The organism is Paracoccus sp. FO-3, from assembly GCF_006386455.1.
GTDB lineage: Bacteria > Pseudomonadota > Alphaproteobacteria > Rhodobacterales > Rhodobacteraceae > Paracoccus > Paracoccus versutus.
Genome location: NZ_VCBQ01000128.1, coordinates 1 through 11786 on the forward strand (window position 1 = coordinate 1; position 11786 = coordinate 11786).

Genomic DNA, 11786 nt, shown 5'->3' on the forward strand with positions numbered 1-11786 from the left:
CGCAGCCGGGCGACCGGAAGGGCCGGCATCCTCCGGCTGCGGACAGCCGGTCGAGCCGCTGCAATCGGAAGGGCTTAGCAGGCTGCTGAAAAAGTCCTTGCGACAGGACAGCGCGGGCGGGGAACCAGGAAATCCGCCTCAACTTTGCCGAAAACACCCCATTTTCGGGCCGATATTAGCTGGCTCCAGAACGATTTCCGCTGCGTCGCCCTCTCAAAATCCTTTTTCAGCAGCCTGTTAGGACCATTCTCAGAGCCGCCCGGAACTATACCAAGCGCGTCCTGAATGAAATTGCAGCAGGTGAGGTGCGGCTGGAAATTTCGCTGCGCCGGATCAAGGGGGGCAATATCGCACAGCGCACCTGAGCCATTCTCCGATGCGCTTTCAGTGAATGCCAGCCTCCGCCAGGTCAATCGAGGCTTGGCGCCGCGGGTTCAACCCTTCCCGCGCCGGAACATGCTGGCGCGTTCATACAGCGCCTCAAGCCGCGTCATGCGGTCCTGCGCCTGTGGCCAGTTCAGTTCCTGCACCGCCGCAAGCAAGGTCTCGATCAGCACCATCAGTGCCGTGCTGCTGTCCCAGGCCGAGGGCACCTCGATCTGTGCAGCGAAGCGGAAGCGGGCATAGGCCGATATCGGGCTGATCCAGGGATCGGTGATCAGGACGACTTCTGCACCCCGCTCGGCTGCCATTTCGGCCAATTGCAGGGTCGCTCTTTCATAGCGGCGGATGTCGAACACGATCAGCACGTCGCCGGGACGCATCTCCAGTAGCGCCGAGGGCCAAGCGCTGGACTGGCTGGGCAGCGCGGATACTCCCGGCCGGACAATTCCCAGCTGAGTCACCAGATAATCCGCCAGCGCATGGGTGATGCGCCCGCCCGTCACCAGAACCCGGCGTTTCGGATCGGCCAGCATCTCGGCGCATGCATCGAAATCGGCGTGGTCGATCCGGCTGAGCGTCCGGGTCAGATTGGCCAGAACGGCGTCTGCGAAACGATTCAGGATATGGGTCTGGGGCACCCCGTCGGTCCAGCGCGCGTGCTTGGACAGGGGCGATTCCAGCCGGGCCTCGATCTCATTGCGCAGTTGCGCCTGAAATTCCGGATAGCCGCGAAACCCAAGCTTCTGAACCAGGCGCAGCACCGTGGGCGTCGAAACCCCCGCTTCTTTCGCAAGATAGGTCATCGAGGCCAGCCCCGCGACGGGAAAGTTCCGCGTCAGGTGGCCGGCCAGCAGGCGCTCGGTCGGGGTCAGGGTGCCGAAGCGCTGCATCAGGCGGTCCTCGATAGTGCCCGCGGCTTCATGTTCCTGCGACATCGACGGCCCTCCCGACAGCGTCACCGTGTTCGTAACATTCTTAACAGGAAAAACACACTCTGAAAAATAATTGACAGACTCGCCCCGGCTGCTTCAACCTGAGCAGCAATGGAGCGCGCGCATGTCTGATCCTGCATTCTTTTTCCAGATAGATAACGCGGAAGGCAGCGGTGATGCGGTCATCGTGTGCGAGCATGCCTCGAACGATCTGACGGCTGCGGCCAATGCGCTTGGGCTGAGCGTCGATCAGCGCCAGGCCCATATCGCATGGGATCCCGGCGCGCTTGGCGTGGCGAAGGGGCTGTCCTCCGCGCTGGACGCGCCGCTGATCCACGCGACGGCTTCGCGCCTGATCTATGACCTGAACCGCCCCCCCGATTCACCAGGCGCGATGCCTGCGCGTAGCGAGGCATATGACATTCCCGGCAATCGCGATCTGACCCCCCGGCAGCGGCTGGAGCGGACCAGGGCGCATTACATTCCCTTTCATGCGGCGCTGTTTTCCCTGTTGGCCCGCAGGCTGGCCAGCGGCAGGCCGACCGCGCTGATTACCGTCCACAGCTTTACTCCCGTCTATTTCAGTACAAGGCGAGAGGTCGAATTCGGCATCATCCACGAGGCCGACGACAGGCTGGCACGAGCCATCCTGGCACGCGACGTCGGGCTTCTCACCCGCCTGAACGATCCCTACAGCGCCGCCGACGGCGTGACCCATACGCTGGCGCTGCATGCCACGCCCCTTGGGCTGGACCATGCGATGCTGGAAATCCGCAACGACCTGATCGCGACGCCGGTGGCGCAGCAGGCCATGGCGAACCGTCTGGCCCCGGCGATCCGCGAAGCCGTGAAGGAGTGCCTGTGATGCCGAACTGGGCGATCTGCTATGTCAGGCGCATCGAGGCGCTGAACTACCGCCTTGGCCGCATCGTCATGTATCTGCTGTTCGTGATCATGGGCGTCCTGCTGTGGTCCTCGTTCACCAAGGTGATCAGGATGCCGTCGCTGTGGACGCTGGAGGTGGCGCAATTCACGCTGGTCGCCTATTACCTTCTGGGCGCACCCTATTCGATGCAACTGGGCGCGAACGTGCGGATGGACCTGCTCTATGCCCGGATGCCGGTGAAGCGGCAGGCGATCTGGGACATCTTCACCATCTTCTGCCTGTTGTTCTATCTGGGCGTGATGCTGTGGGGGGCGGTGGACAGCACCGCCTACAGCTTTCGGATAGGCGAGCGCGCGCCAAGCGCGTGGCGCCCTCCGTTATGGCCGATCAAGGTCGTCATCACGATCAGCTTTGCGCTTATGATCCTGCAAGCCATCGCCCATCTGATCCGCGACATCGCCATTCTGCGCAACGTCGACATTCCCCGCCCCTTTGTCGGCGAGGTCAACAGATGAGCCATGAGTGGATCGCCATCCTGATGTTCTCGACGATGCTTCTGATGATGATCACGGGGCAGCGGGTCTTCGGGGCCATCGGCTTCGTCGCCGTGGTGGCGGCGCTGCTCTTGTGGGGGCCGGGCGGCACCGACATGGGCTTTTCGGCGGTGATGAAGGTGATGCGGTGGAACGCGTTGCTGACGCTGCCGATGTTCGTCTTCATGGGCTATGTCATGTCGGAATCGCGGCTGGCCGACGACCTTTATCGGATGTTTCACGTCTGGTTCGGGCCGCTGCCGGGCGGGCTCGCCATCGGCACGGTGCTGTTGATGGTGATGATCTCGGCCATGAACGGGCTGTCGGTCGCCGGCATGGCCATCGGCGCCACCATCGCCTTGCCCGAGTTGGTCAAGCATCGCTATGACAAGCCGATGATCTCGGGCGTCATTCAGGCGGGGTCCAGCCTCGGCATCCTGATCCCGCCTTCCGTCGTTCTGGTGCTGTATTCGCTGATCGCGCGCCAGCCGGTCAGCCAGCTGTGGCTGGCGGGGATCGGGCCGGGGTTGCTGATGGCCGCGCTGTTCATCGCCTATATCCTGATCCGCACCTGGCTGAATCCGGCGCTGGCCCCCCCGATGCCGGCCGAGGAACGCGCGGCCATCACCTGGCCGCAACGGTTTCGGCTGTTGCGCGCGGGCATCCTGCCGATCATCATCTTCGCCGCCATGATGATCCCTTTCGTCAAGGGCTGGACCTCGCTGACCGAAAGCAGCGTCATCGGTGCCGTGTCGTCGGTGGTCGCCGCCGTCCTCAAGGGCCGCTTCACCCGGCACGTGTTCGAAATCGCGACCCGCCAGACGCTGGCGATCACCTGCATGTTCATGCTGATCATCATGGCCGCGCTCAGCTTCGGTGCGGTCTTCGACGGGCTGGGCGCGGGCCGCGCCATCGGGCGGCTGTTTCTGGGCGAGATGCATCTGACGCCCTTGCAGGTGCTGCTGATCATGCAGGCGTCCTTCCTGATCCTGGGGATGTTCCTGGACGACACCGCGATGCTGGTGATCGTCGCGCCGATCTATGTCACCATGGCGCGCAGCCTCGGCTTCGATCTGGTGTGGTATGGCATCCTTTATACCATCACCTGCCAGATCGCCTACCTGACGCCCCCGTTCGGCTACAACCTGTTCCTGATGCGTGCGCTCGCGCCTCGGGATTTCACGCTTGGGGTGATCTATCGCTCGGTATTGCCCTTCGTGATGATCATGCTGCTGACGCTCGGGCTGGTCATTGCGTTCCCCGGCATCGCCATGTGGCTGCCCCAGTCGATCTATGGACAATGACAACCGGCAAGGAGGTAAAGACGATGAACACGACCAGACGAGAGCTCTTGACCAGCGGCGTCGCCGCGGCCGGGGTCGGCGCCCTTGCCGCCCCCGCCATCGCACAGGGCGCACCGCTGAAATGGCGGATGCAGACCTATGCGGGTGCGGCACTGGGCGAGCATGTCTGCAAGCCTGCGGTAGACGCCTTCAACAAGATCGCCAACGGCCAGATGGAGATCGAGCTTTACTATGCCGACCAGATCGTGCCCACGCCCGAGCTGTTCCGCGCGCTTCAGAACGGCACCATCGACGCGGTGCAGTCCGATGACGATAGCATGGCCTCGCCCACCGAGGTGACGGTCTTCGGCGGCTATTTCCCCTTTGCGCTGCGCTATTCTCTGGATGTGCCGGCGCTCTTCAACCACTATGGTCTGGACGAGATCTGGAAAGAGGAATACGCCAAGCACGGCATCCAGCATATCTCGGCAGGGTCTTGGGATCCTTGCAACTTCGCGACCAAGCAGCCGATCAACAGCCTGGCCGACCTTCAGGGCAAGCGTGTCTTTACCTTCCCGACGGCGGGACGGTTCCTCGCGCAATTCGGCGTCGTGCCCGTCACCTTGCCCTGGGAGGATATCGAGGTCGCGCTGCAGACGGGCGAGCTGGACGGCGTCGCCTGGTGCGGCATCACCGAGGACTATACCGTCGGCTGGGCCGAGGCGACGGGCCATTTCCTGACCAACAACATCTCGGGCGCATGGATCGGCCATTTCTTTGCCAACCAGCAGCGTTGGGACGAGGTGCCCGACCATCTGAAGGAGCTGATGAAAGCCGTCTTCGACCAATCCCATTACTATCGCCAGCATTGGTATTGGGCGGGCGAGGCGCGGCTTCGCGTCGGCGGCGACAAGATGCAACTGACGACGATTCCCGCCGAGGAATGGGCCACCGTCGAGGAGGCCGCCAAGAAATTCTGGGACGAGATCGCCGCGGAATCCGAGGTCAAGGCCCGCGTCGTGGCCCAGATCAAGGAATACAACGAAGCGATGGAGAAGGCAGGTCCACCCTATCGCTATTCGTGATCACTGCGACTGGGCGCATCCGCGATGGTGCGCCCTCCTTACCGGAGTCACCCATGCCTGCCAACCTTTCCTTGAAAAACCTCGAGCAGGCGGTCCAAGCCGGCGAAATCGACACCGTGATCGTCGCGTTGGTCGATATGCAGGGCCGTTTGATGGGCAAACGCTTCCACGCAGCCCATTTTCTCGAGAACCACGACGAGACGCATTGCTGCAACTATCTGCTGGCGACCGATCTGGAGATGAACACGGTGCCGGGCTATGCGGCGGCAAGCTGGGCGGCGGGCTACGGCGACTACGTGATGAAGCCGGACCTTTCGACCCTGCGCCGCCTGCCCTGGGCGGCGGGAACCGCGCTGTGCATGTGCGATCTCTACGACCACAAGACCCACGAACTGGTCCCCCACGCCCCGCGCAGCGTGTTGCGCCGGCAGGTCGAACGCGCGGCCGCCCTGGGTTTCCAGCCGATGATGGCGACCGAGCTTGAATTCTACCTGTTCGAGCAATCCTTCAAGCATCACTTCGACAGCGGCTATCGCTGCCTTGTCCCGACTGCGCGCCACAATGTCGACTATGCCCTCAGCGGCACCTTCGGTGAGGAACCCGTGATGCGGGATCTGCGCAACGGTCTTTACGGCGCCGGCATCCCGGTCGAGAATTCGAAGGGTGAAGCCAACGCCGGCCAGCACGAGATCAATGTCAGATATTCGGATGCGCTGGATACCTCGGACATGCATGTCGTGGTCAAGGCTGCAACCAAGGAGATCGCGAGCAGGCACGGCCTCTCGGCCACCTTCCTTGCGAAAGTCGCGCATGGCCAGGCAGGCTCGTCCAGCCATGTGCATCAATCCCTGTTCAGGGACGGCGAGAACGCCTTTTTCGACGAGAGTGCCGAACATGGCATGTCCGACCTGATGCGGCATTACATGGCGGGCCAACTGGAACATGCGCGCGCGCTGACCTTTTTTCTTGCCCCCTATGTCAACAGCTACAAGCGTTTCGTGACCGGCCTTTTCGCACCGACGAATGCGATCTGGTCGGTGGACAACCGCACAGCAGGTTTCCGCGTTTGCGGCGACAACACCAGGAGCGTGCGCATCGAATGCCGGATCGGCGGATCGGACCTGAACCCCTATCTGGCCTGCGCCGCGCTGCTCGCCGCCGGGCTGGAGGGGATCGAGCGGAAACTGGCGCTGGAGCCGGAATTCACCGGCGACGCCTATGCGGCCCAGGATGCCCGGCAGGTGCCCAAGACCCTGCATGAGGCCGCCGATGCCCTGGATGGCTCGGCCATGTTGCGCGCGGCGATGGGCGATGGGGTCATCGATCACTATGTCCACGCCGCCCGCTGGGAAGTCGAGGAATTCAACCGCGCCGTCACCGATTGGGAACTGGCCCGCGGGTTCGAGCGCGCCTGACACGATCCGCCGGAACCTCCGCCAATACGAGGAAGAGATGAGCAAGACCATCGCCCTGATATCGCCCACCACCGGCAAGACCCTTGTCGAAAGGCAGACCCTGGGCATCGAGGACGCGCGCGCCGCCGTTGCCCGCGCCCGTGCCGCCCAGCCCGGATGGGCGGCGCTGCCGCTGGACGAGCGGGTCGCCCGCATCCGCGCCGGGATCGCGGCGCTGAACGCCATGAAGGACGCGATAGTGCCCGAACTGGCCGATCAGATGGGCCGCCCGATCCGCTACGGCGGTGAATTCGGCGGCGTCAACGAACGCGCCGACCATATGATGAAGATCGCGGCCCAGGCCCTTGCCCCGACCATGGTCGAAGACAGCGATCATTTCGCGCGTGAGATCCGGCGCGAGCCGGTGGGCGTGGTCTTTGTCATCGCGCCCTGGAACTATCCTTTCCTGACCGCCGTCAACACGGTCGTGCCCGCCCTGGTCGCCGGCAATGCCGTGATCCTGAAGCATGCGACCCAGACCCTGCTGGCGGGCGAGCGTCTGGCCGAGGCGCTGCATCGAGGCGGCGTTCCCGCCGACATCATGCAGAATGTCGTCTTGGACCACGAGACGACCGAGGCACTGATCGTCGAGCGCAGCTTCGGCTTCGTGAACTTCACGGGCTCGGTCGCCGGGGGGCGTGCGATCGAGCGGGCCGCCGCGGGGACCTTTACCGCGACCGGGCTGGAACTGGGCGGCAAGGATCCCGGCTATGTCCGCGCCGATGCCGATCTGGATGCGGCGGTGGACGGGCTGATGGACGGCGCCATGTTCAACAGCGGCCAGTGCTGCTGCGGGATCGAGCGGATCTATGTCCACGAAAGCCTCTTTGACGCCTTCGTGGCCAAGGCCGCCGATTGGGTGAACGCGCAGAGGCTGGGCAATCCCCACGACCCGGATACGACGATGGGGCCGATGGCGCACCGGCGCTTTGCCGATCTGGTCCGCGCGCAGGTCGCCGAGGCCGTGGCGCAGGGGGCAAGGCCGCTGATCGACCCGGCGCACTTTCCCGCCGATGATGGCGGCGCCTATCTTGCGCCGCAGGTGCTGGTCGACGTGACCCACGATATGCGCGTGATGCGAGAGGAAAGCTTCGGCCCCGTCGTCGGCATCATGCCGGTTCGCGACGATGCCGAGGCGATCCGGCTGATGAATGATTGCGACTATGGGCTGACCGCCTCGATCTGGACCGCCGATGCCGATGCCGCCGCCCGGATCGGCAGCCGGCTTGAAACCGGCACCGTCTACATGAACCGCTGCGACTATCTGGACCCGGCGCTGTGCTGGACCGGCTGCAAGGACACCGGACGCGGCGCAGCGCTGTCGGGCCTTGGCTATCTGGCCGTGACGCGGCCGAAATCCTACCATCTGAAAAAGGTGACGAAATGACGCTTCGGGCGAACTGGTCCTATCCGACCACCATAAAATTCGGCGCGGGCCGCGTCACCGAACTGGCCGAGCATTGCAGGGCCGCGGGCATCGCGCGTCCCCTGCTTGTGACAGACAAGGCACTGGCGAGCCTGCCCATAGCCGCGCAGGCCCTGGATATTCTGGATGCCTCCGGCCTTGGCCGCGCGGTCTTTTCCGAGGTCGATCCGAACCCCCACGAGGGCAATATGGAGGCCGGCATCGCCGCCTACAAAGCCGGCGGACATGACGGCGTGATCTGCTTTGGCGGCGGCTCGGCGCTGGACCTGGGCAAGATGATCGCGCTGATGGCGGGCCAGACCGTATCCGTTTGGGACCTGGAGGACATCGGCGACTGGTGGACCCGCGCGGATGCCGGCAAGATCGCGCCCATCATTGCCGTGCCGACGACGGCGGGCACGGGCTCCGAGGTCGGGCGCGCCGGGGTCCTGACGAACTCGGCCACGCACAAGAAGAAGATCATCTTCCATCCCAAGCTGATGCCGGCCGTCACTGTCTGCGACCCCGAACTGACCGTGGGCATGCCGAAAGTCATCACCGCCGGCACCGGCATGGATGCCTTCGCCCATTGCCTCGAAGCGTTCTGCTCGCCCCATTACCACCCCATGTCGCAGGGCATCGCGCTTGAGGGGCTGCGGCTGGTGAACGAATACCTGCCCCGCGCCTATGCCACGCCCGACGACATCGAGGCCCGCGCGAACATGATGAGCGCCGCCGCCATGGGGGCCGTCGCCTTCCAGAAGGGGCTGGGCGCGATCCATAGCCTGAGCCATCCGGTCGGCGCGGTCTATGGCACCCATCACGGCACCACGAATGCGGTGGTCATGCCGATGGTGCTGGACTTCAACCGACCGGCCATCGAGGACCGGCTTGCCCGCGCCGCCGACTATCTCGGCATCAAGGGCGGCTTCGACGGCTTTCGCGCGCGGGTGATCGAGCTGCGCAGCGAGCTTGCCATCCCCCAGAACCTGACCCGGTTGGGCGTCCAGTCCGAACGTCTGGACGAACTGACCGAGATGGCGCTGGAGGATCCGAGTTGCGGCGGAAACCCCGTCGAGATGACGCGCGAAAACACTCGCGCGCTGTTTGAAAGCTGCATGTGAATATATCGCGCGGCCCCGCGATCCTCCAGGGGCCGTGCCCGTCCCTGCCTTCGCAAACGCAGTCCCTGCGACGAAGCCGGGATCATCGCACGGCGCAGCTGCTTGGCTGCCCCGATGCGCTGTTGGCGAATGCTCGCCCCCGGATGCGCTGGCGGCGTTCTCTCGGACCGCTGTCACGGTCGGGAAGACGATTCGGGATGACGGATCAAGCCGGCATGTAAAATATTTACAAATCGCATATCCAACCTGTCAATTTATTAACAAAATTTCCTTTATATATAAACGCTTAACATGGATGCGGTGATCGGTTTAACATCGTTCTCGAGCTTTCTTGCAGCGGCCCGACGTGGAGGCGTCGATATGGCGCCGCAGGGAAGGGGAAAAGATGCGATTGCTTATGAGGGGGAGCCATGTCCGTTGAAAATGTTGCGAAACATNGCCCCCGGCGCGGGCTTGGCCGATGCGCTGTCCACCGCCGCCTGCCTGGCCGGCGACCGGCAGGCGATCCTGGCGCTGCTGGCCCGTTTCGACGGCGCCCGGCTTGAAGCGGCGCCGCGCGGGGCATAGCGGTTCCGCCATCGGACCCGGTGGCCGCCGCGCCAGGGCCGCGCGGCGGGTTTTGCATGTCCGGCGGCGGCCGCGACGCGGCGTCATCCTGACGGGGTTGTGAAAAATTTACAAAAACCCGCAGGCGCGCGTCAATTTATTTACAAAATTCTCTTTTTAAAAAAATGGTTTACTGGAAAAGCAAACTCATATTAACATGAGCGCAACCGGTGTTCCGGCGCCCGTTTGCGGCACCTTGAGGAGGGTGCGGGCGTCCCGGATCTACCCTGTCGCGAGTAGAGGAGGCGCGTCATGTCCGTTGAAAATGTTGCGAAACATCCCATTCCGCCCGGCTTCGAGGATGCCCTGGTCCAGCCGGCCGATTACGCCCGCATGTATGCCGAATCGATCTCGGACCCCGACGGGTTCTGGGGGCGCGAGGGCAAGCGGCTGGACTGGATCCAGTCCTATACCAAGGTGAAGAACACCGATTTCACCATGGGCCAGGTCTCGGTCAAATGGTTCGAGGACGGCATCCTGAACGCCTCGGTCAACTGCGTCGACCGCCACCTGCCCAAGCGCGCGAACCAGACCGCGATCATCTTCGAGCCGGACGACCCCAGCCAGCCGGCGCGCCACATCACCTATGCCGAACTGTCGGAAAAGGTGAACCGCTTTGCCAACGTCCTGCTGAGCCAGGGGGTGATGCGCGGCGACCGGGTGGTGATCTACATGCCGATGATCCCCGAGGCGGCCTATGCCATGCTGGCCTGCGCGCGGATCGGCGCCATCCATTCCATCGTCTTCGCCGGCTTCTCGCCCGACGCGCTGGCCAACCGCATCAACGATTCGGGTGCCAAGCTGGTCATCACCGCCGACACCGCGCCGCGCGGCGGCCGGCGCACGGCGCTGAAGTCGAACGCCGACGCGGCGCTTCTGCATTGCTCGGACCGGGTGCGCTGCCTGGTGGTCAAGCATACCGGCGACCAGACCAGCTGGATCGAGGGCCGCGACGTCGATGTCCTCAAGCTGATGGACGAGGTCAGCCCCGACTGCCCGCCGCGGCCGATGAATGCCGAGGATCCGCTGTTCATCCTCTATACCTCGGGTTCGACCGGCAAGCCCAAGGGCGTGGTCCATACCACCGGCGGCTACCTGCTGTTCGCCGCGATGTCGCATCAATACGTCTTCGACTACAAGGACGGCGACGTGTTCTGGTGCACGGCCGACGTGGGCTGGGTGACGGGGCACAGCTATATCGTCTACGGCCCGCTGGCCAACGGCGCCACCACGCTGATGTTCGAGGGCGTGCCGACCTGGCCCGATGCCGGCCGCTTCTGGGCCGTCTGCGACAAGCACCAGGTCAACCAGTTCTATACCGCGCCGACCGCCATCCGCTCGCTGATGGGGCAGGGGCCGGAATGGGTCGAGAAATACGACCTCTCCAGCCTGCGCGTGCTGGGCACGGTGGGCGAGCCGATCAACCCCGAGGCCTGGGTCTGGTATGACAAGCATGTCGGCAAGGGCCGCTGCCCGATCGTCGATACCTGGTGGCAGACCGAGACCGGCGGGCACATGATCACCTCGCTGCCCGGCGCCATCGAGGCCAAGCCGGGCTCGGCCACGCTGCCCTTCTTCGGCGTCAAGCCGGTGGTTCTGGACGCGCAGAGCGGCGTGCCGCAGGACGGCCATGGCGAAGAGATCGACGGCGTGCTGTGCATTGCCGACAGCTGGCCGGGGCAGATGCGCACCGTCTGGGGCGACCACCAGCGCTTCATGGAGACCTATTTCCAGCAATATCCGGGCTATTACTTCACCGGCGACGGCTGCCGGCGGGACAAGGACGGCTATTACTGGATCACCGGCCGGGTCGACGACGTCATCAACGTCTCGGGGCACCGCATGGGCACGGCCGAGGTGGAATCGGCCCTGGTCGCGCATGAGAAGGTGGCCGAGGCCGCGGTCGTGGGCTATCCGCACCCGCTGAAGGGGCAGGGCATCTATGCCTATGTCACGCTGATGAACGGGGTCGAGCCCAGCGACGAGCTGCGCGCCGAGCTGGAGAAATGGGTCCGCACCGAGATCGGCCCCATCGCCAAGCCCGACCTGATCCAATGGGCGCCGGGCCTGCCCAAGACGCGCTCGGGCAAGATC

Annotated in this window: 9 protein-coding genes; 8 read left to right on the plus strand and 1 reads right to left on the minus strand. The window is 64.1% G+C overall.

Going from position 1 to position 11786, the window contains the following annotated elements:
* Positions 1–434: 434 nt before the first annotated feature.
* Positions 435–1319 (minus strand): MurR/RpiR family transcriptional regulator, encoded by an 885-nt coding sequence (locus tag FE811_RS23235; RefSeq protein ID WP_036760996.1) that lies wholly within the window; start codon positions 1317–1319, stop codon positions 435–437.
* 121 nt (positions 1320–1440) lie between these two features.
* Between FE811_RS23235 and FE811_RS23240 the strand changes: the two genes are divergently transcribed.
* The 8 genes from FE811_RS23240 to acs form a co-directional block, all read left to right on the plus strand.
* Complete coding sequence (locus FE811_RS23240) at positions 1441–2181, plus strand: N-formylglutamate amidohydrolase (RefSeq protein ID WP_116222531.1); 741 nt, start codon at positions 1441–1443, stop codon at positions 2179–2181.
* Positions 2181–2717: a TRAP transporter small permease subunit gene (locus FE811_RS23245; protein WP_036761001.1), complete on the plus strand. Its 537-nt coding sequence runs from the start codon at positions 2181–2183 to the stop codon at positions 2715–2717. Before FE811_RS23240 ends, FE811_RS23245 begins: the two co-directional genes overlap by 1 nt.
* Entirely contained in the window at positions 2714–4039 is a 1326-nt protein-coding gene (locus FE811_RS23250; RefSeq protein ID WP_036761004.1) for a TRAP transporter large permease subunit, read from the plus strand. Before FE811_RS23245 ends, FE811_RS23250 begins: the two co-directional genes overlap by 4 nt.
* A 23-nt stretch (positions 4040–4062) precedes the next feature.
* A complete protein-coding gene (locus tag FE811_RS23255) occupies positions 4063–5103 on the plus strand; it encodes a TRAP transporter substrate-binding protein (protein ID WP_036761014.1) in 1041 nt (346 codons plus the stop codon).
* A gap of 53 nt (positions 5104–5156) precedes the next feature.
* Positions 5157–6518 carry a glutamine synthetase family protein gene (locus FE811_RS23260; protein WP_116222532.1) on the plus strand — a complete coding sequence of 454 codons (1362 nt, stop codon included), beginning with the start codon at positions 5157–5159 and terminating at the stop codon, positions 6516–6518.
* 37 nt (positions 6519–6555) lie between these two features.
* Positions 6556–7944 carry an aldehyde dehydrogenase family protein gene (locus FE811_RS23265; RefSeq protein WP_116222533.1) on the plus strand — a complete coding sequence of 463 codons (1389 nt, stop codon included), beginning with the start codon at positions 6556–6558 and terminating at the stop codon, positions 7942–7944.
* Positions 7941–9086 (plus strand): iron-containing alcohol dehydrogenase, encoded by a 1146-nt coding sequence (locus FE811_RS23270; RefSeq protein WP_036761013.1) that lies wholly within the window; start codon positions 7941–7943, stop codon positions 9084–9086. Before FE811_RS23265 ends, FE811_RS23270 begins: the two co-directional genes overlap by 4 nt.
* Before the next feature lie 858 nt (positions 9087–9944).
* The coding region (acs, locus tag FE811_RS23280) for an acetate--CoA ligase (protein ID WP_140848954.1) at positions 9945–11786 on the plus strand (1842 nt) is incomplete at its 3' end.